26 protein-coding genes are annotated in these 22,220 nt (G+C 67.4%); 8 read left to right on the top strand and 18 right to left on the bottom strand.

Features of this window, described 5'->3' with window-relative positions; genetic code table 11:
- Positions 1-43 precede the first annotated feature (43 nt).
- The 4 genes from ACWV14_RS22145 to ACWV14_RS22130 are packed head-to-tail and all read right to left on the bottom strand — an operon-like array spanning position 44 to position 2,309.
- Positions 44-460: a hypothetical protein gene (locus ACWV14_RS22145; protein ID WP_454903746.1), complete on the bottom strand. Its 417-nt coding sequence runs from the start codon at positions 458-460 to the stop codon at positions 44-46.
- 24 nt (positions 461-484) lie between these two features.
- A complete protein-coding gene (locus tag ACWV14_RS22140; RefSeq protein ID WP_454903745.1) occupies positions 485-772 on the bottom strand; it encodes a hypothetical protein in 288 nt (95 codons plus the stop codon).
- Positions 769-1,764: a glycerophosphodiester phosphodiesterase gene (locus tag ACWV14_RS22135; protein ID WP_454906053.1), complete on the bottom strand. Its 996-nt coding sequence runs from the start codon at positions 1,762-1,764 to the stop codon at positions 769-771. The genes ACWV14_RS22140 and ACWV14_RS22135 overlap by 4 nt, the downstream gene beginning before the upstream one ends.
- Positions 1,765-1,766: 2 nt before the next feature.
- Positions 1,767-2,309 carry a DUF1439 domain-containing protein gene (locus tag ACWV14_RS22130; protein WP_454903744.1) on the bottom strand — a complete coding sequence of 181 codons (543 nt, stop codon included), beginning with the start codon at positions 2,307-2,309 and terminating at the stop codon, positions 1,767-1,769.
- A 268-nt stretch (positions 2,310-2,577) separates the two neighbouring features.
- Here ACWV14_RS22130 and ACWV14_RS22125 point away from each other — a divergent pair, with 268 nt between their 5' ends.
- The gene (locus ACWV14_RS22125) at positions 2,578-4,122 is read left to right on the top strand and encodes a glycosyltransferase family 39 protein (RefSeq protein WP_454903743.1); all 1,545 of its coding nucleotides are present in this window, start codon (positions 2,578-2,580) and stop codon (positions 4,120-4,122) included.
- Here the strand turns inward: ACWV14_RS22125 and ACWV14_RS22120 are convergent.
- The 11 genes from ACWV14_RS22120 to ACWV14_RS22070 all read right to left on the bottom strand — a co-directional run bounded on the left by ACWV14_RS22120 (position 4,119) and on the right by ACWV14_RS22070 (position 12,311).
- Positions 4,119-4,607 (bottom strand): N-acetyltransferase family protein, encoded by a 489-nt coding sequence (locus tag ACWV14_RS22120; protein ID WP_454912793.1) that lies wholly within the window; start codon positions 4,605-4,607, stop codon positions 4,119-4,121. The two genes, ACWV14_RS22125 and ACWV14_RS22120, sit on opposite strands and share 4 nt — an antisense overlap.
- Before the next feature lie 19 nt (positions 4,608-4,626).
- Positions 4,627-5,121 (bottom strand): AAA family ATPase, encoded by a 495-nt coding sequence (locus ACWV14_RS22115; protein ID WP_454903741.1) that lies wholly within the window; start codon positions 5,119-5,121, stop codon positions 4,627-4,629.
- A gap of 189 nt (positions 5,122-5,310) precedes the next feature.
- Positions 5,311-6,093, bottom strand: a complete 783-nt coding sequence (locus tag ACWV14_RS22110; RefSeq protein ID WP_422087500.1) for an amino acid ABC transporter ATP-binding protein — start codon at positions 6,091-6,093, stop codon at positions 5,311-5,313.
- Complete coding sequence (locus tag ACWV14_RS22105; protein ID WP_454903739.1) at positions 6,077-6,730, bottom strand: amino acid ABC transporter permease; 654 nt, start codon at positions 6,728-6,730, stop codon at positions 6,077-6,079. The genes ACWV14_RS22110 and ACWV14_RS22105 overlap by 17 nt, the downstream gene beginning before the upstream one ends.
- 21 nt (positions 6,731-6,751) lie before the next feature.
- Complete coding sequence (locus ACWV14_RS22100; RefSeq protein WP_422087498.1) at positions 6,752-7,414, bottom strand: amino acid ABC transporter permease; 663 nt, start codon at positions 7,412-7,414, stop codon at positions 6,752-6,754.
- Positions 7,415-7,429: 15 nt separating this feature from the next.
- Positions 7,430-8,233 (bottom strand): transporter substrate-binding domain-containing protein, encoded by an 804-nt coding sequence (locus tag ACWV14_RS22095; protein ID WP_454903737.1) that lies wholly within the window; start codon positions 8,231-8,233, stop codon positions 7,430-7,432.
- On the bottom strand, positions 8,230-9,021 hold the full coding sequence (locus ACWV14_RS22090; protein ID WP_454903735.1) for a GntR family transcriptional regulator: 792 nt from the start codon (positions 9,019-9,021) through the stop codon (positions 8,230-8,232). Before ACWV14_RS22090 ends, ACWV14_RS22095 begins: the two co-directional genes overlap by 4 nt.
- Positions 9,022-9,226: 205 nt before the next feature.
- Entirely contained in the window at positions 9,227-9,982 is a 756-nt protein-coding gene (locus ACWV14_RS22085) for a tetratricopeptide repeat protein (protein ID WP_454903734.1), read from the bottom strand.
- Positions 9,979-10,668, bottom strand: coding sequence for a hypothetical protein (locus ACWV14_RS22080; RefSeq protein WP_454903732.1), 690 nt, complete (start codon positions 10,666-10,668; stop codon positions 9,979-9,981). The genes ACWV14_RS22085 and ACWV14_RS22080 overlap by 4 nt, the downstream gene beginning before the upstream one ends.
- 195 nt (positions 10,669-10,863) lie before the next feature.
- Positions 10,864-11,829, bottom strand: coding sequence for a Bug family tripartite tricarboxylate transporter substrate binding protein (locus tag ACWV14_RS22075; protein ID WP_454903730.1), 966 nt, complete (start codon positions 11,827-11,829; stop codon positions 10,864-10,866).
- A gap of 41 nt (positions 11,830-11,870) precedes the next feature.
- Positions 11,871-12,311, bottom strand: a complete 441-nt coding sequence (locus ACWV14_RS22070) for an OsmC family protein (protein ID WP_081271490.1) — start codon at positions 12,309-12,311, stop codon at positions 11,871-11,873.
- 226 nt (positions 12,312-12,537) lie between these two features.
- On the opposite strand from ACWV14_RS22070, the gene ACWV14_RS22065 reads away from it, so the two are divergent.
- Positions 12,538-14,235, top strand: a complete 1,698-nt coding sequence (locus ACWV14_RS22065; RefSeq protein ID WP_454903729.1) for a long-chain fatty acid--CoA ligase — start codon at positions 12,538-12,540, stop codon at positions 14,233-14,235.
- Positions 14,236-14,247: 12 nt separating this feature from the next.
- Here ACWV14_RS22065 and ACWV14_RS22060 read toward each other — a convergent pair whose 3' ends face one another.
- Positions 14,248-14,730, bottom strand: coding sequence for a tetratricopeptide repeat protein (locus ACWV14_RS22060; RefSeq protein WP_422087490.1), 483 nt, complete (start codon positions 14,728-14,730; stop codon positions 14,248-14,250).
- Between the two features lie 118 nt (positions 14,731-14,848).
- Between ACWV14_RS22060 and ACWV14_RS22055 the strand changes: the two genes are divergently transcribed.
- Positions 14,849-15,370, top strand: coding sequence for a thermonuclease family protein (locus tag ACWV14_RS22055; protein WP_454903728.1), 522 nt, complete (start codon positions 14,849-14,851; stop codon positions 15,368-15,370).
- Positions 15,371-15,431: 61 nt separating this feature from the next.
- Here ACWV14_RS22055 and ACWV14_RS22050 read toward each other — a convergent pair whose 3' ends face one another.
- On the bottom strand, positions 15,432-16,787 hold the full coding sequence (locus ACWV14_RS22050; protein ID WP_454903727.1) for an NAD(P)/FAD-dependent oxidoreductase: 1,356 nt from the start codon (positions 16,785-16,787) through the stop codon (positions 15,432-15,434).
- Between the two features lie 156 nt (positions 16,788-16,943).
- On the opposite strand from ACWV14_RS22050, the gene egtB reads away from it, so the two are divergent.
- The 5 genes from egtB (at position 16,944) to ACWV14_RS22025 (ending at position 21,518) form a co-directional block, all read left to right on the top strand.
- Positions 16,944-18,203, top strand: a complete 1,260-nt coding sequence (gene egtB, locus ACWV14_RS22045) for an ergothioneine biosynthesis protein EgtB (RefSeq protein WP_454903726.1) — start codon at positions 16,944-16,946, stop codon at positions 18,201-18,203.
- Between the two features lie 2 nt (positions 18,204-18,205).
- A complete protein-coding gene (gene egtD / locus ACWV14_RS22040; RefSeq protein WP_454903725.1) occupies positions 18,206-19,210 on the top strand; it encodes an L-histidine N(alpha)-methyltransferase in 1,005 nt (334 codons plus the stop codon).
- 688 nt (positions 19,211-19,898) lie between these two features.
- Positions 19,899-20,183 (top strand): DUF427 domain-containing protein, encoded by a 285-nt coding sequence (locus ACWV14_RS22035; protein WP_422087484.1) that lies wholly within the window; start codon positions 19,899-19,901, stop codon positions 20,181-20,183.
- Positions 20,180-20,935 carry a 2OG-Fe dioxygenase family protein gene (locus tag ACWV14_RS22030; RefSeq protein ID WP_454903724.1) on the top strand — a complete coding sequence of 252 codons (756 nt, stop codon included), beginning with the start codon at positions 20,180-20,182 and terminating at the stop codon, positions 20,933-20,935. Before ACWV14_RS22035 ends, ACWV14_RS22030 begins: the two co-directional genes overlap by 4 nt.
- Positions 20,936-21,077: 142 nt before the next feature.
- Entirely contained in the window at positions 21,078-21,518 is a 441-nt protein-coding gene (locus ACWV14_RS22025) for a universal stress protein (protein ID WP_007833935.1), read from the top strand.
- Positions 21,519-21,532: 14 nt separating this feature from the next.
- On the opposite strand, the gene ACWV14_RS22020 is transcribed toward ACWV14_RS22025, so the two are convergent.
- Positions 21,533-22,195 (bottom strand): RluA family pseudouridine synthase, encoded by a 663-nt coding sequence (locus ACWV14_RS22020; protein WP_454903722.1) that lies wholly within the window; start codon positions 22,193-22,195, stop codon positions 21,533-21,535.
- Between the last annotated feature and the right edge of the window lie 25 nt (positions 22,196-22,220).

Raw genomic sequence — 22,220 nt, 5'->3', positions numbered from 1 at the left:
GAGCCGGAACAGGCTCACTGCGGACGGACTACGGGCAGGGAGATCAGGAAATGGGCGGCTTCAGGCCCGGGGCGGGCTCCGCGCTGGCAAAGCGGCTCGCGTGCGCGGCGGGCGGTGCCTGCGGCGCGCTGTGCACGATGCCGACGAGGGGCATGCCGCCGAGTGCCACCGTGTGGCAGACCTGGCAGGCGGTGCAGGTGCCGCAGCCCTGGTGGCTGCCGGCGTCGTTGTCGTCGTCGTGCGAGCCGGCGTGATGGTCGGCCATGGACATGGCCATGTGGTCCATGCTCTTGTCGGCTTCCATCGCCTCGTGGCAATGGGTTTCGGTCGCCGCCGTTGCCATCGAAGCCGCGGAGGCCGCCGGCAGCGAATGCCGCACCATCTCCAGCGCCATTGCATCGCCGAGCCAGCCGCGGATGGGCAGCAGGGCGATCATCAGGGCGAGCAGCAGGGTGCGCATGGGGCGGGATGATAAACCGGCGACTTATGCCACCAGCTGGCCCCGGGCCTTGTCGGCCCACACCTGCAGGTTGTCGAGCAGGTCCTTCTGGCTGAACGAGCAGCTTTCCTCGCTGAAGAGCGCGCTCGACTCGAGCCGGTCGAGCAGGTTCAGCAGCACCTCGCCGTAGCGGGGCGGCAGTGCGGCAAGCAGTTCGGCGCTGCCGCGTGCATCGTTGGACAGCGCGGTGACGGAGCCGCCACCGCTGCTGCTCAGCGCCGCGATGCGCGCGGCCAGGGCGTCGAGCTGGGCCGCGGCGAGTTCGCGGCTCATGGCGTGGCCTTTCCGGGTGGCGGCAGGGCCAGGCCGCGTTCGCGCATCAGGTCGCGCAGCATGTCGGGGTAGTCGGTGATGATGCCGTCGGCGCCCCAGTCCATCAGCCGCTGCATGTCGGCGCGCTGGTTCACTGTCCAGGGCAGCACGGTCATGCCGAGCTTCTGCGCCTCCTTGATGACGTCGGGCGACAGGTCGGCATAAGCCGGTGACCAGATCACCGGGCCGGTTCCGTTGGCCGACGCGGCCTTGACCATCTGCGGCACCGACGCGAAGCTCGAAAGTGTCAGGCCCGCGGTCCAGCGGGGGTCCTGCAGCGTGCGCGGCGTGGTGAGGTAGGCGCGCGGCAATTGCGGCGCGAGCTGGCCGACCAGCGCCAGCGTGCGCCAGTCGAAGCTCTGCACGGTCACCCGGCCGGCCATCTTCGCCTTGTCGACCTCGGCCAGCAGCGCGCGCACCATCGGCTCCGGCGCAGCGGTTTCGCCGGGCTTGTTCGGATCGATCTTGGTCTCGATGTTGAAGCGCACCGTGGCCGCATTGGCGCCGCGTGCCTGCACCCGCTCGAACAGCGAGGCCAGCGTCGGAATGCGTTCGCCGTCGCGCGCCTGCTGCAGCGCGAACTGCTTGCCGTAGTTGCTCGACGGGTTCAGCCGGCCCACGTCGTAGGTCTGCAGCTGTGCCAGCGTGAGCGAGCGGATCGCCGCGCCGCTCCTGGGCGCCAGCCAGGCGCCGCTGGCGTCTCGGGTGTGATCGGGGTTGAGCGAGGTGTCGTGCGAGATCACGACCACGCCGTCGGCCGTGAGCCCGATGTCGAGTTCCAGCGTGGTCACGCCCAGGTCGATGGCGTTGTCGAACGCAGCCAGCGTGTTCTCCGGCGCCAGGCCCCGGCCGCCGCGATGGGCTTCGAGGTCGAAATGCTGCCTGGCCGTGGGCATGATGGCCGCGCAGCCGGCGGCGAGCAGCGCGGTGGCGGCGAGGAGCGTGAATTTCATCTTCATTTGAGTTGCACCTTGATGCCGTTGTCCGACACGGTGATGTCGCCGATCTCGTAGGTCTTGCGCCCGACCGTCAGTTCGTCCGCAGTGAAGCTGCGCAGCACCTGGCCTTGCAGCAGTTCCTGCGCGACCACCGCGCCGACTTTCTGCAGCCGTTCGGCGTCGCGCCCCTCCACGCCTTGCAGCTCGAGCCGCTCGGCCTTGGGCTGGTCGAGCCGCAGCGCGCGTGTGGCGGCGTCGTACTTCAGCGCGCTGCTGACCGACACCAGGCCCTGCACCGGCGAGGCGGCCAGCAGGGGGCTCGCGATGGTCAGCGTGGCCGTGATGGCCGCGCGGTTGCTGCGCGCATCAAGGCCCAGTTGCGGATCGCGCAGGCCGACCATGAAGATCTCCGCATAGCGCTCGGCCACCGGAAAGCGCCTGGCGATCTGCGCCTGCAGCTCGTCTCGCGTGGCGGTGTATTCGCTGGTGAAGAAGTTGAAGCCGGCCAGCGCCGCGAACGGCGCCTGCAGGGCTGCGGCGCCCAGCAGCACGCGAAGCATCCGGCGGCGGGAAGTGAGGGGGACAGAAGAGCGGATGTGCATACCTCGCAGAGCTTGCCACAGGCACAAACATTCCCGGTGGCCGGCAGGTGTTGTCGGGGCGCCGCATCTTGTCTGGCAGGTAAAGTTTTGTAATGAAATTTGGTTAATATGCGGTCCGCGCACCAGGCAGCATTTCCTGCTCCGGCAGGAATGTCACCCATGCGAGCGATCGGGGCTGCGGCCGAAGTCCGCCCCGTCCGACCTCTCTCACGGATGCTTTTCACACATGCTGCTTCAGTCCGACAGCCGGGCGAGTGTTCCCGGGCGTGCGATGCTCGACCTTGGCGCGCTGCTGCCTTCGTCCCGTTTTCCCGCCGCCCGCACGTCCGAGGTCGCGCTCTGGATGGCGGTCTGGGCGATCGCATGGATCACGCTGCTGTCCGCGCTGAGCTGGTCGCCGCCGACCGATTCGGTGGAGCAGCTCACCTGGGTGCGCTCCGTCGAATGGGGCTACTACAAGCATCCGCCGCTGCCGACCATCCTGATCTGGCCGCTGGTGCGGGTCTTCGGCATCCACGAATGGGTCGTGGGCGTGGCCGGGGCGCTGGTCATCTCGGCGGCGCTGCTGATCTCCTGGCGGCTGGTGCGCGAACTGGCAGGCCGGCACTTCGCGGCGCTGGCGCTGCTCGGCTCCTTGTGCATCACCTACTACAGCACCCGCACCAATTTCTATAACCACAACACGGTGCTGCTGCCGTTCGTGGCAGCCGCCGCGTGGTTCTGCTGGCGCGCCTTTGCCGACCGCTCGCAGGGCGCGTGGCTCGCGCTGGGGCTCATGCTGGGGCTGGGCGCGCTGGCCAAGTACCAGGTGGCGCTGGCGGGTGTGTCCGTCATCGCCTACTGGCTCGTGAAACGCGGCTGGCGCGACATGGTGCATGTGCGCGGCCTGCTGGCGGCCGGCTGTGTGGCCGCGATGGTCTTCGCACCGCACCTGTGGTGGCTGGTGGCGCACGATTTCCTTCCGTTCCAGTACGCCAGCCGCACCTCGCTGGGCGCGGCGATGCCTTGCGTCCAGCGCACCGCGCATGCGCTGCACTGGCTGGCCGACCAGTGCAACCGGGCCAGCCCCGCACTGCTGCTTGCCGCCGGCCTGCTGTGGAAGACCAGGCGCGCGGCTGTGGTGCCGCCCAGCGTGCTGTCGGCGCGCGAGGTGCCGGAGATTCACCCTGACGCCAGGCGCTTCCTGTTCGCATGGGGCCTGCTGCCGCTATTGACGGTGGTGCTGATCGGGCTTGCGGCCGGGGCCGACCTGCAGTTCCAGTGGGGCACCGCCTTCATGTCCTTCACCTGCGCGGCGCTGATGCTGTGCGTTCCCGCCGAGCGCTGGCAGCGCGTCGCATGGCGCCACGCGCTGGCCGGCTTCGTCGTCGTGCAGCTGTTGCTCGCGGCCATGGCCTGGGCCACGTCGCCTGTGAGCGGGCTGGGCCTGTCGAAGAGCCGTTCGGCCGAATTCCGCTCGGCCCAGCTGGCGGCGCGCATCGGGCCGCAAGCCCGCATCGCGCTGGACGGCCCGATCCGCGTCATCACCGGGCCCGCGCGCATGGCGAGCGCGCTGTCATTGCGGCTGTCCGAACGTCCCCTCGTGCTGCTGGAAGGCGACCTGGTCGCAAGCCCGTGGGTGTCGCCAGCGCACATCGAGCGCCACGGCATGTTGTGGGTCGGCGACGACCGCCACGCGCCGCCGCCGGGGCTCAATGTGCATTGGGAGACGGAGCAGCTCTGGTGGGCGGTGCAGCCGCCGCTAATGGGGCGCGTGGACGAGCACTACTAGCCGCCAAGCGGCAGCTCATAGCGCGCGAAGGCACCCGACTGCTTGCGGATCTCGCTGTGCAGCGAGAACCCGAAGCCCTCGTACAGCCTGCGAAGCGGTGCCCGGTCGGCCACGCAGTCGAGCCGCAGCCAGGGACGGCCGAGTCCGCGCGCATGCTCGCGCGCAAAGCCCAGCAGCGCGATCGGCACGCCTTGCCCGGCCCAGGCCCTGCGCACCGCCAGCTTGTGCACGAACACCGAACTCCCGCTTTCGATCTCGGGCCAGAAGTTCGGGTCTTCGAGGTCGAGCCGGACGACGCCGGCCACGTCACCGTTCTTGCGTGCGATGAAGTAGCTGCCGGCTTCGGTGTCGCGCCGGATGCGCTCGGGTGCGATGTCGGTGGCCGTCCACAGCGGACGGCCTTCGGCTGCGATCCATTGCGCGGCTTCATTCAATACGGCCGCCACGGTGACGGCTTCCTCGGGGAGGGCTTGCTCGATCTGCATGGGGGCCGAGCTTAGCGGCTCATGCATGCCGCACTACCTCGAAGCCTTCGTCCGGCGATGGCGGCACGAAGTGGCTGCTGATCAGCTCGAACTGGGTGTCCGAGGTCTCGAAGGCATGCGTGCCCGAGGTGTTGCGCGCCCGCAGCCGCTGCTTGCAAACCTCGTCGGGCACATCGAGAAAATGCAGCCGGTGCGCCGCGCCGGCCTTCTCGAAGATTCCGCGCGCCCAGGCCCGGTTGGCGACGGTGTTTGCGGGAAAGTCGAGCACCACCGACACGCCGGCCGCAAGCAGGGCAGCCACGTGGTCGGCCATGGCCGCCTTCAGCCGGCCGGATGCGCGCACGTAGTCGGGCAGCTCGCGGATCTCGCCCGGGTACAGCGCGGCGAGCCAGGTGTCTTCGCTGATGAGCACCGTGGCGGGCTCGGCGGCCAGGCGCTGGGTGAGGGTCGACTTGCCCGCGGCGATCTTGCCGCAGACCATGTGAAGTACGGGACGGGTGGGGTTCGATGACATCGTTCGATCTCCTGTCGTGGTCTTGAAGAAAACCCCAGGAGACAAAAAACCCGCCTCTTGGGGCGGGTTGCATGGCGTGAAGTCTGTAGAAGAACCGCGCGCTAACCCACCATCTCTCGGATGGTGCGAATAATCGACGCGATGTGCAGGCCGGCCATGGGCAGAGGATAGCCCATGGTGCGCCCTCAGTCAGTCATGCAGCGACGACAGGAACTGCTTCAGCTCGGCCGTCTGCGGGTTGCCGAACAGCTCCGCCGGCGGCCCCATCTCGTGCACGCGGCCCTGGTGCATGAAGATCACGCGGTCGCTGACCTTGCGCGCGAAGCTCATCTCGTGCGTCACCATCAGCAGCGTCATGCCCTCGTCGGCCAGCGACTCCACCACGCGCAGCACCTCGCCCACCAGTTCGGGGTCGAGCGCGGATGTGATCTCGTCGCACAGCAGCACGGCCGGCTCCATCGCCAGCGCGCGGGCGATGGCCACGCGCTGCTGCTGGCCGCCGGAGAGCTGGTCGGGCATGGCGTCGAACTTCTCGGCCAGGCCCACGCGCGTGAGCAGCTTGCGCGCCTGCGAGGCGGCTTCGAGGCCGGCGCGCTTCTTCACCAGCGTGGGCGCGAGCATCACGTTCTTGCCGACCGTGAGGTGCGGGAACAGGTTGAAGCTCTGGAAGATCATGCCCACGCGCTGGCGAAGCTCGCGCATGGCCATGGCGCTTTCATGCAGCAGCGGCTTGCCGTCGACGGTGAGCGATCCTTCCTGGAACACCTCGAGCCCGTTGATGCAGCGCAGCAGCGTGCTCTTGCCCGAGCCGCTCTTGCCGATGATGGCGATCACCTCGCCGCGCTTCACGTCGAGATCGATGCCCTTGAGCACCTCGTTGGTGCCGTAGGACTTGCGCAGCGCGGTGATGCGCACGATGGGCGCACCCACCGAGGTGGCGGGCTGTTGTTGCGGTTCAAGCACGGCGGCCATGGGTTTTCCTCTCGAGGGTCTTGGCGTACAGGCTCACTGGGAAGCACAGCACGAAATAAAGCAGGGCCACGCAGCTGAACACCACGAAGGGCTTGAAGGTGGCGTTCGAAATCATGCTGCCGGCCTTGGTGAGCTCGACGAAGCCGATCACCGAGGCCAGCGCCGTGCCCTTGATGACCTGCACCAGGAAGCCGACCGTGGGCGCGATGGCGATCTTCACCGCCTGCGGAAGGATCACGTGGCGCATCTGCTCGCCGAAGCTCAGCGCCAGGCTGCCCGAGGCTTCCCACTGGCCCTTGGGGATGGAAGCCACGCAGCCGCGCCAGATCTCTGCAAGGAAGGCGCTGGTGTAGAGAGTGAGCGCCACGCTGGCGGCGGTCCATGCCGACACGTCGATGCCGAACAGCGCAATGCCGAAGTAGGCCAGGAACAGCTGCATCAGCAGCGGCGTGCCCTGGAAGAGCTGCACGTACAGGCCCACGGCCTTGTTCGCGAACTTGCCGCCGCGCAGCCGCAGGAACAGCAGCAGCGCCCCCACGATGCCGCCGCCGATGAAGGCGATGAGCGACAGTACGACGGTCCAGCGCAACGCCATCAGCAGGTTGCGCAGGATGTCCCAGAGAGAAAAATCGACCATGGTGAAGGGCCCCGTATTCGGTCAGCGGCCGAAGAAGAACTTCGGCCCCGCCCAGTCGAGCAGCCGGCGCAACGCGACCGACAGCGCGAGATAGATCAGCGTGGCGACGATGAAGGCCTCGAAGGCGCGGAAGTTGCGGCTCTGGATGAGGTTGGCGGCGTAGCTCAGCTCCTCGGTCGAGATCTGGCCGCACACGGCGGAGCCCAGCATCACGATGACGATCTGGCTCACCATCGCGGGCCACACCTTCTTCAGCGCCGGCGGCAGCACCACGCGCAGGAACACCTGCGACTTGCTCAGCGCCAGGCTCACCGCGGCTTCGATCTGCCCCTTGGGCGTGGCCTCGATGCCGGCGCGGATGATCTCTGTGGAATAGGCGCCGAGGTTCATCACCATCGCGATCACCGAAGCCACCTCCGGCGAGAGCTTGACCCCCGCCGCCGGCAGCCCGAAGAAGATGAAGAACAGCTGCACGATGAAGGGCGTGTTGCGGATCAGCTCCACATACGTGCCCACGGCGATGCGCAGCCATGCCGCCCCGTTCGCGCGCGCCCAGGCGCAGAAGGTGCCGACGATCATGCCCAGCACGGTGCCCACGGCCGTGAGGCCGATGGTCCACGCCACGCCGCGCAGCAGCAGCGGCCATTCCGACAGAACTGCGCCAAAGTCGAATTCGATGTTCATGGCCGCGTGGCTCGATCAGACAGGCAGGTCGCCTGCGGCTTTGCCCAGCCACTTCTTCGACATGGCGTCCAGCGTGCCGTCCTTCTTGGCGGCGGCGATGATCTCGTTGACCTTGGTCTTCAATGCGGTCTCGCCCTTGGCGATGCCGACGAAGCAGGGGCTGTCCTTGAGCAGCAGCTTGAATTCGGCGCTCACCTTGGGGTTCTTGGCGAGCATGTCGCCGGCGACCGCCGCGCTGGTTGCAATGGTTTGCGTCTGGCCGGCCACGAAGGCGGCGATGGTCGCGTTGTTGTCCTCGAAGCGGCGGTAGTCGACGTTCGGCGGCGCCACCTTGTTCAGCTCCTGGTCTTCCATCGCGCCGCGCGTCACGGCAACGGTCTTGCCCGCCATGTCGGCGAAGCTGGCCAGCTTCATGCTCTTGGCGGCGTACACGGCCTGGAAGAAGGGCGCGTAGGCGGAAGAGAAGTCGATCACCTTCTCGCGCTCCGGGTTCTTGCCGAGCGTGGAAATCACCAGGTCGGCCTTGCGGGTCTGCAGGTAGGGAATGCGGTTGGCGCTGGTCACGGGCACCAGCTCGACCTTCACGCCCAGCTTGGCGGCGATGAGCTCGGCCATTTCCACGTCGAGGCCTTGCGGCTTCATGTTCTTGTCGACCGAGCCGTAGGGCGGGTAGTCGGTCGGCACGGCGATCTTGATCGTCTTGGCCTTGAGCACGTTGTCGAGCGCGTTCTGGGCCTGCGCCGCGCCGGTGGCGGCCAGCATGGCCACGGACACCATGGCGAGCGCGAACTGGCGTTTGGACAGGAAAGAGAAGGTCATAGCAAGGCTCCTAGGTAAGTCGAAGAATCGGAATCGGGGGGTGTGACGCCCGGCTTGCGGCGCTTGGCCTTTGGCGCTGCGACTGCGGCGGCCTGGGTGTTCTGCAGCGGCGCCAGCGCGTCGCGCAGCTGCGCGAGCGGGTCGGTGGGCGCCTGCACGCGCAGTGCCGACTGCACCGTGCCGATGTGCTCGGCCATCAGCGCCTCGGCGGCGGCGTGGTCGCCGCGCTCCAGCGCCGCGACGATCTGCACATGGTCTTCGCACGACTGAACCGCGTCGTGCGTGGACTGGTAGAGCATCGCGATCAGCGTGGTGCGCGCGGTGTAGTCGCGCAGCGTGTCGGCCAGCAGCGTGTTGCCCAGGCATTCGGCCAGGCACACGTGGAAGTCGCCGAGCAGGAAGCTGCGGTTGCCGACGTCGCTCTCTTTCAGTGCGGCTTTTTCACGCTGCAGGTGCGCCTTCAACTGGCGCAGGGCGGTCTTCTCGATCTTCCCGGTGCGGCCCGCGCTGCCTGCGCTCCGAATGAGCCCCAGTTCGATGACGCGCCGCGCCTCGAAGGCTTCGCGCGCTTCGTCCTGCGAAGGCTCGATGACGAACCAGCCGCGCCGCGCGCTCACCGTGACGATGCCGCGCGCCGCCAGCCGGGTGAGGGCCTCGCGCACGATGGTGCGGCTGCAGTCGAACAGCATCGCCAGCTGCTGCTCGCCCAGGCGCGAACCCGGCGCGAGCTTCTGCGCCATCACCGCTTCGACGATGCGTGCACTGATTTCGGATGCGGAAATGGCCATAGGCCTGCATACCAGCAGCTTCTATGCCAACTGGTATGCAAGGCGTGTGCACCAAAAAGAGGCTGTGCAGCCCTCAGGTTTTCAGAACCTGACTGGAAAGTCGCCTTTTTCGAACGCGGGGATCACGGCCTCGAGTTCCTCGAGCCGCTCCGGCGCGCAGAACTTCGGTTCGCCTTGCTCTGCGCCACGTAGCGGCTGATGTCGTTCACTCATCTTGTTGAAGACTGTCCGGCATGAAGGTCGCGCTGTCGAAGCCATACCGGGGAAGTAGAGCATCGAAGGGCGGCTGCCGCAGCGAGACAAGCACTTGAGCACGATCGGCCGGCTTGATTTCGGTGCCCAGCAACTCCTTGCCGCGATCCAGGTCCTTCCTGGCCAATTCGCGCCGGCCCTGCGCGTCGTACGCGAGGGCGCGGTACAGGTAAGCCCACGCATAGGTCGGTTGATACCTCAAGCCCTCGGTGAAGGCTTCGGTTGCTTCGGGCCATTGCTTGAGCTCGCTCAAGGTCCTGCCCAGGTGGTAGTAGGCCGGCATGCCCGACAGGCCGAGCCGCTCGTCCTGCATCTTGCGAAGTAGCTCGAGTGCCTTGGTGGGCTGCCCTGCGTCGCGGTACAGCGACGCGAGGTTGATGAAGTCCCAGGCCGCGCGGGGTGGAATCAGGCGCTGGGATGCTTCGAGGTCCTGAATGGCCTCGTCGTACTGTTCGAGCTGCCGTCTCGCGTGGCTGCGCATCTTGAGCGCAAGGCCCTTCAGGATGGCGGTCTGCGGTCCGCTGTCGACACAACGGGTCCAGAGCGCCACGGCTCGGTCCGGTTGCACATAGGCGGCCCCGTCGGCGGTCAGCGGCAGGTTGCCGGCGACCCGGCACGCGCCTTGGCCCGTGAGGGGCACCGACGCGCAGCCCGCGATGGCCAGGCCCAGCGCGGCGGCCAGGACGAGTCTGATGACGGCTTTGCTCATTGCTGCAGCGACGTTGGAAGGTCGGGACGCACGCGTTCCAGCAAGGGCGGCGTGACGGAGCCTTGCAAGGCGCAGGAGACCTTGGTCCGGCCGGGCGCCTCGTCGGCTTCGATGAGCAGCACGCGCTCGACCGTGCCCTTCTGCGTCACGGATCCGGACTGTCCACCACGGCGCCATGCGTCGATGGGATCGCCGATCCGCCGGTTTTCCGCGCGAGCCCATTCGGCGCCTGTCTTCACGACACGCTGGGCTGGCTGCAGAAGACGGTTGAGTGCATCCGCGGCCTTGTCGGGCGTACCTTCGACGTCGAAGCCCCACCAGAGAAATGCGCCCATCGTCGCGTCGTAGCTCACCTCGTTGCGCCAGGCGAGCAGGCGCAGGCCTGCCACGTCGATCGGCCGTGCGAAGGACTGCCGCTGTCCTTTCTCCGACCGTGGATCGGCCACCGTGGGGGCGGCCACCGTGCCGTTCATGGCGACTTCGACGCCTGACCCGAATAGCTGAGGCTTCTGGCCCAGCAAGGTGAAAAACGATGCATCGCATTGCGCGAATGCCGTGAGCGCCGTCTTCGCGGCATCGAGGTCGGGCGCCGTGTCGGCGGCGCCGGCCGAAAAAGACATGGCCGTGAAACAAGCCAGGGCTGCCATGCGGCGGCGGAGGCCGGTGTGGTCTTGATGTGTGCGCATTGCGCGATTCCTCCCGTTTGATTGCGTTGCCCTTGTCGTCTCCGGCGACGCAGGTCGCCCTCCACGCGACAAGGTGCGGCACTATATCCAAGAGACTTGGCAATGCGCGGCCGACGCGCCTGCGTAACGGGCAAGGCAATCGCAAAAAAGTTGGCGCCGGTGCTGGCGCAGGCGCGCAACCGGACCGGTCGGCGGTCAGTCCATCCGCGCGCCGGACGCCTTCACCGCCTTTTCCCAGCGCGGCGTTTCCGTTGCCAGGAAACGCGCGAAGTCCTCGCTGCCCAGGTAGGCCGGGTCGGCGCCCTGGCTGACCATGCGGTCGCGTACCTCGGGGTTGTTCAGCACCTGCTTGAAGGCGTCGCTGAGCCTGGCGACCACGTCTTTCGGCGTGTCTTTCGGCGCGAGGAAGCCGTAGAAGCCCACCACCTCGAAGCCCTTGACGCCCGACTCGATCACGGTCGGCACGTCGGGCAGGGCGGGGTTGCGTTCGCGGCTGGTCACGGCCAGCGCGCGCACCTTGCCCTGCTTGTGATAGTTGGCCGCCTGCGGAATCGATTCGGCCATGAACTGCACCTGCCCGCCCATCAGGTCGGTGAACGCCGGGGCGCTGCCGCGGTAGGGGATGTGCACCATGAAGATGCCGGTCGCGGTCTTGAACATCTCGGGCACCAGGTGGCTGATGCCGCCGTTGCCGGCCGAACCGTAGTTGACCTGGCCGGGCCGCGCCTTGGCGTAGTCGACGAACTGCTTGAGGTTCTGCACCGGCAGCTTGGGCGTGACCAGCAGCGCCAGCGGCTGCATGGCGGTGCGCGCAATGGGCACGAAGTCGCGTTGCGTGTTGTAGGGCAGCTTGCTGTAGAGCGCGCCGTTGATCACCGCCACGCCGGTGTTGGCGAGCATCAGCGTGTAGCCGTCGGCGGGGCTCTTGGCGACCGCGTCGGCGCCTACCGAGCCGCCGGCGCCCGGCCTGTAGTCGACGATCAGCGGCTGGCCGAGCACGGCCTGCAGCTTGTCGGTCAGCAGGCGTGCATGCTGGTCGAGCGGGCCGCCGGCCGGAAAGCCGATGACGAGCTTGATCGGCTTGTCGGGGTAGGCGGCCAGCGCGGCGGTGCCGAGGCCGAAAGAAAGGACCGCCAGGGCGGTCCGGATGGGCTTGTTCATGATCCGTCTCCTTGTTGTGGAGACGATCATAAGCAGCCCGGTCAGCCGGCCAGCGTCGCCTTCAGCGTGATTTCGGGCACGCTCGCCAGCGCCTTCGACAGCGGGCAGCCGGCCTTGGCTGCGGCGGCGATCTGCTGGAACTTCGCTTCGTCGAGCTTCGGCACGGCGGCGTCGAGTTCGAGCGCGATGCGGTCGATCTTGAAGCCCTCGCCGTCCTTGGCCAGCCGCACGGCGGCTCGGGTGTCGATCCTGGTGGCGGTGAAGCCTTCTTTTTCGAGCGCGAAGGCAAAGGCCATCGTGAGGCAGGCCGCGTGGGCCGCGCCGACGATTTCCTCGGGGTTGGTGCCGCGCTTGTCGTCCTCGAAGCGGCTGGCGAAGCCGTAGGGGTAGTCCTTGAGGGCGCCGGTCTCGGTGCTGACCAGGCCCTTGCCGGTCTTGCCGGCGCCTTCCCAGTGAACGCTTGCGTGCTTGTCTGCTGCCATGTCGACTCCTTGGTGCGGTGGGTGGGGGGAAGGGCAGGTATCGCCGATGGCGGGTGCGTTGTCTGTAGTCGCATGGCGCATGCGTGCGTTCCAGCGGTGTCAGAAAAATTGGCGTCACCTAGGCGACGCCCCACGGGCTTCCCCGATGGGAGCGGTGCCATTGGCGGCTTAGGCTGCGTGCAGCCGCTTTTTCTTCTCCCCTCTGCTTCCCCCGCCTGTTCTCACCATGCAACAACGCCCGCATTACAAGTTCTGGCCCAAACGCCTTCCGCATTCGATCACCGTCCCCGCCACCTCGCTCTGGCACAACCTGGCCACTTCGGCCGCCCGCTACCCGGACAAGCCGGCGCTCGTGTTCTTCGGCCGGGTGCTCAGCTACCGCGAATTCGCCGAACAGGCCGAGCGCCTGGCAGGCGCGCTGCATGCGCTGGGCGTGAAGCGCGGCGACCGCGTGATCCTGGACATGCAGAACTGCCCGCAGCTGGTGATTGCGCATTTCGCGATCCTGCGCGCCAACGCGGTGGTGGTGCCGGTCAACCCGATGAACCGGGCCGAGGAACTCAAGCACTACATCACCGACCCCGACGCCAAGGTGGCGATCATCACCGGCGACCTCGCGCCCGAGCTTGCCAAGGCCAGCGACGCACTGCCGCCCGAGCAGCGGCTTTCGCACATGATCGTGACCCAGTTCACCGACGCCTTCGACGCCGACATCTCTGGCGAGGACGCCCCGGCTCCCGCCTGGAAGGAGTGGCTCACCACCCGCCATCCGCTGCCCGCGCTGGCCGGCGGGCAGGCCCTGGCCTGGACCGACGTGCTGGCCGCCGACCATCCGGCGCCCGCGCATGTGGTGGGCGCCAACGACATGGCGCTGCTGCCCTACACCAGCGGCACCACCGGCCTGCCCAAGGGCTGCGTGCACCACCATTCGAGCCTGATGCACAACGCGGTGGCCGGCCAGCTCTGGGGCGGATCGACCTCCGAGACGGTGGTGCTGGCGGTGATGCCCATGTTCCACATCACCGGCGTGGTCAGCATGATGCACACCGCCATCCTGGCGGCGGCCACGCTGATCATCATGCCGCGCTGGGACCGCGACGTGGCCGGCCGGCTCATCTCGCGCTGGAAGGTCACTGCCTGGACCAACATCCCGACCATGGTCATCGACCTCATGGCCAGCCCCAACTTCGCGAGCTACGACCTCTCGAGCATGACCTACATCGGCGGCGGCGGCGCGGCCATGCCGCAGGCAGTTGCACAGCGGCTGCTGGAGCAGTACGGGCTGAAGTACCAGGAAGGCTACGGCCTGACCGAGACCGCCGCGCCATCGCACACCAACCCGTCGGACCACCCCAAGCAGCAGTGCCTGGGCATTCCGTTCATGAGCACCGACGCGCGGGTGGTCGACCCCGACACGCTGGCCGAAATGCCCATCGGCGAATCGGGCGAAATCATCATCCACGGCCCGGAAGTGTTCCAGGGCTACTGGAAACGGCCCGACGCCACGGCGGCGGCCTTCGTCGAGTTCGAGGGCAAGCGCTTCTTCCGCTCGGGCGACATGGGCCGCATGGACGAGGACGGCTATTTCTTCATCACCGACCGCCTGAAGCGGATGATCAACGCCAGCGGCTTCAAGGTGTGGCCGGCCGAGGTCGAACTGCTGATGTTCCGCCACCCCGCCATCCAGGAGGCCTGCGTCATCTCCACCAAGGACGACTACCGCGGCGAATCGGTCAAGGCTGTGGTGGTGCTGCGCGCCACGCACAAGGACACCACCGAGCAGCAGATCATCGATTGGTGCCGCGAGAACATGGCGGTCTACAAGATCCCGCGCAAGGTGCAGTTCGTGGATGCGCTGCCCAAGAGCGGCAGCGGCAAGGTGATGTGGCGGCTGCTGCAGGAAGACGAGAGCCGCGCGAAGTGAGCGGAGCGGGCCTTACTTTGTGAGGCCCAGCGACTTCAGCAGCGCCCCCGCCTCGGTGCGTCCGTTCGGCGTGATGGACTGCGAGGCCACCGCCTTGCCCAGGTAGTCGACCACCTTGTGCCGGTTCTGGTTCGGCCCTTCCCAGAGGAAGAGCCGGCCCAGCTCCAGTGCCGCGTCGCCGTCGCCCTGCGCATAGGCTTTCTCGAACCAGAAGCGCGCCCAGCGGAAGTTGCCTTCGTCGCGATAGCAGATGGCGAGGTTGGCGCAGCCCGCCACGTCGCCTGCCTTGGCGGCTTTGCGATACCAGTCGCGTGCGGCAGCGGGGTTCTTCTTCACGCCGATGCCGTGGTCGAGGAAATAGCCGACGCTGTTGAGCGCGTGGGTCTCGCCCGCCGCCGCGGCCTTGAGGAAGAGCGAAAGAGCCTTCTTGTGCGCGCCGGCGTCCCATGCGTCGTTGGCCGCGAGGAACCAGTCGTCCTGGGTGGGTTCTTGCATGGTGCGTGCTCTCCTTCGAAACATGGTTCAAAAGAAAAAGTCTGTGTACCGACCGGTTCCTGCGAGTGGATCACTTAGCCTCGATCGGTCCCGCATTCTGCCTATCTCCCGCTTCTTCATGCATTCGCGCGCGCTGCTGCTTTCCTGCCTTCTTGCCTTCTTTCCGCTCCTGACCCAAGCCGCTCCGCGTTCCTGCCTCGTCGTGGGCATCAGCGACGGCGACACGCTCACCGCGCGCTGCGGCCGCATCGGTGCCTACGAACGCGTGAAGGTGCGCATCGCGGCCATCGACGCACCCGAGAAAGCGCAGCCCTACGGCCAGCGCAGCCGCCAGGCGCTCGGCAACCTGTGCTTCAGCGAGACCGCGCTCATCAGCGAAGTCGACACCGACCGCTACGGCCGCACCGTGGCAGACGTCAGCTGCAACGGCGAGGACGTCGGCAGCCGCATGGTGTCCGAAGGCTGGGCCTGGGTCTACGACTACAACAAGCTCGCCACCAGGCGCGGCGGCGGCCTCTTCAAGCTGGAGGCCAGGGCCAGAGGCAAGCGCCTGGGCCTGTGGGCCGACCCGAGGCCGACGCCGCCGTGGGAGTGGCGCCGCAGCGAGCGCGACTCGCGGCACCACGGCTTCTTCTTCTGAGCCTCAGCAGGCGCCGCAGCCCCGGCAGCGCGGCGCCAGCTGCATATCGGCGCCCGGATCTTCAGGATTCGCCCTTGCCCTGCACGTCGGCCACCACGCGCGCATTGCGCTGGAAGCTCCAGTAGGCGCCGGCCCAGTCCATCATCACGACGATGCGGTTGCGAAAGCCGATCAGGAAATACGCGTGCGCGAACAGCCAGAACAGCCACGCCAGGCGGCCGCTGAAGCGCAACGGACCGAAGGGCGTGCCCAGGTCGACCACGGCCGAGTTGCGTCCGATGGTGGCCAGGTTGCCGTAGTCGGCATAGCGGAACGGCACCGTCGGCTGGCCCGCGATGCGGCGCAGGATGTTGGCGGCCGCCGCGCGCCCCATCTGCTTCGCGCCGGGCGACACGCCGGGCACCGGCTTCGGCGGCTTGCCTGGCGCATGGCTCATGGCGGCGGCGAGGTCGCCGACCACGCTGATCGCGGGGAAGCCCGCCAGGCTCAGGTCGGGCTCGACCTTGATGCGGCCCGCACGGTCGCATTCGACGCCGGTGGCGGCGCCCAGCATGCGCCCCAGCGGCGAGGCCGCGACGCCGGCGGCCCACACCACGCAGCTGCTATCGATTCGGTAGCTGGCCGCGGGCGCGCCGTCTGCGCCGCCGCCGGTCTGCACTTCGAGGCCGGTGGGATCGATGGATGTGACGCGGGCGTTCAGCCGCACCTCGACGCCCAGCTTCTCCAGCTGCTCCAGCGCCTTCTGGCTCAGTGACTCGGGCATGGCCTGCAGCACGCGCGGGCCGCCCTCGACCAGCAGCACCTGCGCGCTGGCCGGATCGATGTGGCGGAACTCGCCCGACAGCGTGTGCTTGGCGATCTCGGCCAGCGTGCCGGCCATCTCTACGCCCGTCGGCCCGGCGCCGATCACCACGAAGGTGAGCAGGGCGCGGCGGCGGTCGGGGTCGGTGGTGATCTCGGCCGTCTCGAACGACAGCAGCACGCGGCGGCGGATCTCGAAGGCATCGGCCAGCGTCTTCAGGCCGGGAGCGATCGGCGCCCACTGGTCGTTGCCGAAGTAGCTGTGCGTGGCGCCGGCCGCGACGATCAGGTGGTCGTAGGGCACGCTGTCGCCGTTGGACAGCTGCACCTTGCGCGCGGCGGGGTCGATGCCGGTCACCTCTCCCAGCAGCGTGGTGATGCGCGGCTGCTTGCGGAAGAGGGCGCGCACCGGCGCAGCGATCGACGGTGCCGCGAGCCCGGCGGTCGCCACCTGGTAGAGCAGGGGCTGGAACAGGTGATGGTTGGTCTTGTCGATCACCGTCACGTCGACGTCCGCGTGCTGGAGCTTGCGCGCCGCTTCGAGTCCGCCGAATCCGCAGCCGACGATGACGATTCGCGGCCTGCCCGATGTGCCCGATGGGTTGGTCGTTTGCATCCGACGGATGATACGCAGCCCGCCATGCAAGCCCTTGCGTCTTGTGCCACAGTGCCTCTCCGCCGATTTTTCGGCTGCGAGCCCGCGGCGTTTTGTCCTACGCGCTTTCTTCACGCGAATGGGCTACAAAGTGCGGCTGACCCGACTGGAGACCCCATGACGCTTTCCCGGCCGATCACACAGGCGGCGAGCGCACTGCGCGACAGGTTCCGCGATGTGCGCGCCACCAGCCTGGCGCTTGCCGCCCCGCTCTCCGCCGAAGACCAGTGCATCCAGTCGATGCCCGACGCGAGCCCGACCAAGTGGCACCTCGCGCACACCACATGGTTCTTCGAGACGGTGCTGCTGCAGCTGCATGCAACGGGCTACCAGCCTTTCGACAGGCGCTTTCATTATCTTTTCAACTCCTACTACGAGGCGCTCGGCCCGCGCCATCCGCGCCCGCAGCGCGGCCTGCTCACGCGGCCTTCGGTGGACGAGGTGCATGCGTACCGCAGGCATGTCGACGAGGCAGTGGTCGCGCTGCTCGAAGAGGGCGGCGGCGATTGGGCGGCCATCGAGCCCATCGTCACGCTCGGGCTGAACCACGAGCAGCAGCACCAGGAGCTGCTGCTCACCGACATCCTGCATGCGCTGTCGTGCAACCCGATGCTGCCCGCCTACAAGCCCGCGAGCGGGCCGGCGCTGCGGCTGGCCGCCGTGCCGCCCGCCATGCGCTGGATCGAACAGCGCGGCGGTCTGGTCGAGGTGGGCTTTGGCGGCCGTGAGTTTTCTTTCGACAACGAGACACCGCGCCACCAGGCCCTGGTGCAGCCGCATGCCATTGCCGACCGGCTTGTGAATTGCGGCGACTTCGCGCAGTTCATTGCCGACGGCGGCTATCAGCGGCCCGAGCTTTGGCTGTCCGACGGATGGGCGGCTGTGCAGGCGAACGGCTGGCGCCATCCGGCGTACTGGCTCGCGCCCGACGATCCGCGGCTGGGCTTCGGCCTGCAGCAAACGCAAGGGCCTTCCGCCGGCTGGAATGTGTTCGGCCTGCATGGCGTGCGGCCGATGGAGGCCGATGCGCCCGTGTCGCAGCTCAGTTTCTACGAAGCCGCCGCGTATGCCGAATGGGCCGGCGCACGGCTGCCTACAGAGTTCGAATGGGAGGCCGCGTACGACGCTCCCGGCATCACGCAGATGACCGGCCACGTCTGGCAGTGGACGCGTTCGTCGTACGACCCATATCCCGGCTTCCGGCCGATGCCCGGCATCGCGGCGGAATACAACGGCAAGTTCATGGTGGGGCAACTGGTGTTGCGCGGCGGCAGCGTAGCCACCCCGGCCGGGCACACGCGGCCCAGCTATCGCAACTTCTTTCCGCCGGCGGCGCGCTGGCAGTTCTCGGGGCTGCGGCTCGCGAAAGACATCTGATCATGCGAAATCCGACTTCCTCTTCCTCGCTGTCCTTCGTTCCCGCGAAGACGCGTGCCGCTACCGATGCTTCCGAAGCCGCAGCGCCGCTGTCGGAGTTCGGGCGCGAGATGCAGGCGGGGCTTGCGCGCTCGCCGCGCAGCATTTCGCCGAAGTTCTTCTACGACGTGGCGGGGTCGCAGCTGTTCGACCGGATCTGCGAGTTGCCCGAGTACTACCCCACACGCACCGAACTGCGCATTCTTGGCGAGTGCGCGGGCGAGATTGCGCAGCAGGTCGGGCCGAATGCGGAAATCGTGGAGTTCGGGGCCGGGTCGCTCACGAAAGTGCGGCTGCTGCTGGATGCGCTGGAGACGCCCAAGCGCTATCTGCCCATCGACATCTCGGGTGAGCACCTGGAAGCGGCTGCGGCGCGGTTGAAGGCGGACTATCCGGAGCTTGTGGTGCAGCCCATTGCGGCCGACTACACCATGCCGATGGTGCTGCCTGCGCCTATGGCCGGGGCAGGGCGGCGAGTCGGTTTCTTCCCGGGGTCGACCATTGGAAATTTCGAGCCTGACGAGGCGTTGGCCTTTCTGCAGCTTGCTGCTCGGATGTTGCGTGGCGGAGGGCTCTTGATCGGTGTCGACCTGGTGAAGGACCCGGCGCGGCTGCATGCGGCTTACAACGATGCGCAAGGGGTGACGGGCCAGTTCAACCTCAACCTGCTGCGTCGTGCCAACTCGGAGTTGAATGCGGACTTCGATCTGGATGGGTTCTCGCACGCGGCGTTCTACAACGCGCCTCGGCGGCGGATCGAGATGCATCTGGTGAGCCGGCGGGCTCAGAGCGTTTGTTTGAATGGCGAACGGTTTGGGTTCGAGGAGGGCGAGACTATTCATACGGAGTACTCGCACAAGTTCACTGTTGAAGGGCTTCGGGCTTTGGCTGCTCGGGCGGGGTTTAAGCCTGGGGCTGTTTGGACGGATCCTGAGAGGCTCTTCAGCGTGCATTGGTTGGCTGCCTAGGTTTGGTTCCGGGGCCGGGATATCCGCCCGGCGGCGGACTCACTTTCTTTTGCTTCGCCAAAAGAAAGTAAGCAAAGAAAAGGCGACCCCACTGTCTGCGACCCCTTCGCTGCGCTACGGGGCAACCTGCGGTGCTCGCGTTTCGCGGGGTCTCGCAGAACTCGCTTCGCTCAAACAGCTGCGAGCCCTTATCCGCGAAACACTCCGCTCCTCGGCGCAGCCAGAGGGGAGGAGACTGGCCGGGCCTTTGCTTCGCTCGGCCCACGCCGCACAGCCGCTGCGCGGCTGTGCCATCCGCGCCGAGCGAAGCAATGGCGCGTTCGGTTTCCAACTCCCTTCTGGCTGCGCCGAGGAGCGCAGACGTAGGCGGGATCAGGGCCGCAGCTGTTTGAGCGAAGCGAGTTCTGCGGACCCCCGCCGTAGTCGAGCACCGCAGGTTGCCCGTAGCGAAGCGAAGCGAAGGGACGCAGACAGCAGGGTCGCCTTTCTTTTGCCTACGTTTCTTTGGCGAAGCAAAGAAAAGTAGGTCGGCCGCCGGGCCGAGACCCGGCCCTGGGAAAAAACAGCACAACAGGCACAGATACGACCACATAAAAAGCTGCATTCCGCAGCAGCGGCACAATACCCCTCGCCCCGTGCGGCAGCACAACGGCCAGCGCCCGCAACCCTCCCCCTGGAGACCAAGACCATGAAAGCAACCTGGAACGGCGTCACCATCGCCGAAAGCGACGACACCGTGCTCGTCGAAGGTAACCACTATTTCCCGATGAGTTCGCTCAACCGCGACGTCGTCACCTTCAGCAACCACAAGACCACCTGCCCCTGGAAGGGCACCGCAAGCTACTACTCGCTGCTGGTCAACGGCGAGCTCAATACCGACGCAGCCTGGTACTACGCCGACCCGAAGCCGGAAGCAGAGGAGATTCGCGACCGTGTCGCGTTCTGGAAGGACGTGAAGGTCAGCGCGCAGTGACCACGGCCGCTTTCACACCTCCGTTCATCGCTCCTGCAGACCTCCCGGACGCACTGCGTGGCCAGGGCTATGCGGTGCTGAGCCCCCAGGGGGTCAGCGAATGGCTAGGCGCTCCGCTGCCGCAGCTCGAGGCGCTGCATGCCGACTGGAACGAACTCCCGCCCGACGAGTACCTGAAGGACGGCGGCCGCTACCGCACGCGGCGCCATGCCTGCTTCACCGTCGAGGCCGACGACCACGCCACGCTGGCACAGGTGCCGCATCGCGCGCACTGGCAGCCGGTCGAATACAACGCGCTGCACGGCGGCATGCAGCGCTGGTTCGCGCCGATGCTCGACGCCACGGTGGCGCAACCTGTGTGGCAGCGCCTGCTGCAGCAGCTGGGCAAGACCAGCAGCGACATGCGCGGCGCGCCGCAGCGCTGGTTCGTGGAAGCGCACCAGTTTCGCATCGACACCGCCGGCGGCATCGGCCGCCCGACGCCCGAGGGCGCGCACCGCGACGGTGTCGACCTCGTGGCTGTCGCACTCATCGGCCGGCAAGGCATCAAGGGCGGCGAAACGCGGGTGTTCGAGGCCAACGGGCGGCGCGGCGAACGCTTCACCATGACCGAGCCATGGACCCTGCTGTTGCTCGACGACGCGCGCGTGATCCACGAGTCCACGCCCATCCAGCCGCTCGAAGAGGGCGGCGAAGGCTGGCGCGATACGCTCGTGATCACCTGCCGGGCCAAGGGTTTTCAGGGCGACTGACAAACCCGCGCGGCGGCGCGCGCGAACGCGTTGTGCCGCCGCTGGTACGAGTCCTACAGTCCGGCCACCCGAACAGCGGTTAAATTCGAGCCCCGGCTCTTTTTGAGCCGGGTCTGTCTGCGAACGAAAGCGAGGTCCCGCCATGTTCAATCACATCCTGGTTCCGATCGACGGCTCCGAAACTTCCATGCTCGCCGTCAGCAAGGCCAGCGGCCTCGCGCTGGCCTTCGGAAGCCGCATCACGTTGATACACGTGATCGACAACTATCCCTTCATCGGCGTCGGCGCGGACTATGCGCTCGGCCAGAACGAATACCTCGCCGCCGCAACGGCCAGTGCCAACGCGGCACTCGCGCGCGGCGTGGCGGCGCTGGCGGCCGAAGGCCTGCACAGCGACCAGCGCGTGATCGACGGCCACGTGGTGCACGAAGGCATCGTCGACACGGCCATCGCCATCGCGGCCGATCTCATCGTGATGGGTTCGCACGGCCGCAGCGGCATCGAGAAACTGCTGCTCGGCAGCGTCACGCAGCGCGTGCTGCAGGACGCGAACATGCCTGTGCTGGTCGTCAAGGGCGGCTGAGGCCCAGCCAGCACTCAGCAGCTCGAAGAAACGAAATCGGGCGGCCGACTGAAGCAGAGCTCCTGCTGCGTCACCGGATGCACGAAGCCCAGCTTGCTCGCATGCAGCAGCAGGCGCGGTGCGCGTGCCTGCAGGGCAGCATCGCCATAAAGCGCGTCTCCCAATATCGGATGGCCGATCGACAGCAGGTGCACGCGCAACTGGTGCGATCGGCCGGTCAGCGGCTCCAGCAGCACGTGGGTGGCGGCCGGCTCGCCGGGCCAGGCTGAAATCGCCTTCCAGCGCGTGACGCTCGGCTTGCCCGCCGGGTCCACCTTCTGCAGCGGCCGGCGCGGCCAGTCGGCCATCAGCGGGGCGTCGATCACCGACCAGTCTTCGCGCAGCGGCATCGCGCCGTCGACCACGGCTTCGTAGCGCTTGTGCACGCGGCGCTCGGCAAAGGCGGCGCTCAGGGCGCGCTGCATCTCGATGCCGCGGGCCATCACCACCAGGCCGCTGGTGCCCATGTCGAGCCGGTGCACGATCAGCGCGTCGGGCCATTGGCGCAGGGCGCGTGCGCTCAGGCAGTCCTGCTTGTCCTCGCCGCGGCCAGGCACGCAGAGCAGGCCGGCAGGCTTGTCGAACACCAGCAGGTGGTCGTCTTCGTGAACGGGGTGCAGTGGGGCTGGCAGGGTCATGGAGGCACCGAGTTTAGAGAGCGCG

The organism is Variovorax durovernensis, assembly GCF_977011995.1.
The sequence above is the reverse complement of the archived record's forward strand: the minus strand, read 5'-3'. Positions and strand labels throughout refer to the sequence as shown.

Coding starts and splice junctions, on each gene's coding strand:
- ACWV14_RS22145 (WP_454903746.1), bottom strand. CDS start 460: ATGCGCACCCTGCTGCTCGCCCTGATGATCGCCCTGCTGCCCATCCGC.
- ACWV14_RS22140 (WP_454903745.1), bottom strand. CDS start 772: ATGAGCCGCGAACTCGCCGCGGCCCAGCTCGACGCCCTGGCCGCGCGC.
- ACWV14_RS22135 (WP_454906053.1), bottom strand. CDS start 1,764: ATGAAATTCACGCTCCTCGCCGCCACCGCGCTGCTCGCCGCCGGCTGC.
- ACWV14_RS22130 (WP_454903744.1), bottom strand. CDS start 2,309: ATGCTTCGCGTGCTGCTGGGCGCCGCAGCCCTGCAGGCGCCGTTCGCG.
- ACWV14_RS22125 (WP_454903743.1), top strand. CDS start 2,578: ATGCTGCTTCAGTCCGACAGCCGGGCGAGTGTTCCCGGGCGTGCGATG.
- ACWV14_RS22120 (WP_454912793.1), bottom strand. CDS start 4,607: ATGCAGATCGAGCAAGCCCTCCCCGAGGAAGCCGTCACCGTGGCGGCC.
- ACWV14_RS22115 (WP_454903741.1), bottom strand. CDS start 5,121: ATGTCATCGAACCCCACCCGTCCCGTACTTCACATGGTCTGCGGCAAG.
- ACWV14_RS22110 (WP_422087500.1), bottom strand. CDS start 6,093: ATGGCCGCCGTGCTTGAACCGCAACAACAGCCCGCCACCTCGGTGGGT.
- ACWV14_RS22105 (WP_454903739.1), bottom strand. CDS start 6,730: ATGGTCGATTTTTCTCTCTGGGACATCCTGCGCAACCTGCTGATGGCG.
- ACWV14_RS22100 (WP_422087498.1), bottom strand. CDS start 7,414: ATGAACATCGAATTCGACTTTGGCGCAGTTCTGTCGGAATGGCCGCTG.
- ACWV14_RS22095 (WP_454903737.1), bottom strand. CDS start 8,233: ATGACCTTCTCTTTCCTGTCCAAACGCCAGTTCGCGCTCGCCATGGTG.
- ACWV14_RS22090 (WP_454903735.1), bottom strand. CDS start 9,021: ATGGCCATTTCCGCATCCGAAATCAGTGCACGCATCGTCGAAGCGGTG.
- ACWV14_RS22085 (WP_454903734.1), bottom strand. CDS start 9,982: ATGAGCAAAGCCGTCATCAGACTCGTCCTGGCCGCCGCGCTGGGCCTG.
- ACWV14_RS22080 (WP_454903732.1), bottom strand. CDS start 10,668: ATGCGCACACATCAAGACCACACCGGCCTCCGCCGCCGCATGGCAGCC.
- ACWV14_RS22075 (WP_454903730.1), bottom strand. CDS start 11,829: ATGAACAAGCCCATCCGGACCGCCCTGGCGGTCCTTTCTTTCGGCCTC.
- ACWV14_RS22070 (WP_081271490.1), bottom strand. CDS start 12,311: ATGGCAGCAGACAAGCACGCAAGCGTTCACTGGGAAGGCGCCGGCAAG.
- ACWV14_RS22065 (WP_454903729.1), top strand. CDS start 12,538: ATGCAACAACGCCCGCATTACAAGTTCTGGCCCAAACGCCTTCCGCAT.
- ACWV14_RS22060 (WP_422087490.1), bottom strand. CDS start 14,730: ATGCAAGAACCCACCCAGGACGACTGGTTCCTCGCGGCCAACGACGCA.
- ACWV14_RS22055 (WP_454903728.1), top strand. CDS start 14,849: ATGCATTCGCGCGCGCTGCTGCTTTCCTGCCTTCTTGCCTTCTTTCCG.
- ACWV14_RS22050 (WP_454903727.1), bottom strand. CDS start 16,787: ATGCAAACGACCAACCCATCGGGCACATCGGGCAGGCCGCGAATCGTC.
- egtB (WP_454903726.1), top strand. CDS start 16,944: ATGACGCTTTCCCGGCCGATCACACAGGCGGCGAGCGCACTGCGCGAC.
- egtD (WP_454903725.1), top strand. CDS start 18,206: ATGCGAAATCCGACTTCCTCTTCCTCGCTGTCCTTCGTTCCCGCGAAG.
- ACWV14_RS22035 (WP_422087484.1), top strand. CDS start 19,899: ATGAAAGCAACCTGGAACGGCGTCACCATCGCCGAAAGCGACGACACC.
- ACWV14_RS22025 (WP_007833935.1), top strand. CDS start 21,078: ATGTTCAATCACATCCTGGTTCCGATCGACGGCTCCGAAACTTCCATG.
- ACWV14_RS22020 (WP_454903722.1), bottom strand. CDS start 22,195: ATGACCCTGCCAGCCCCACTGCACCCCGTTCACGAAGACGACCACCTG.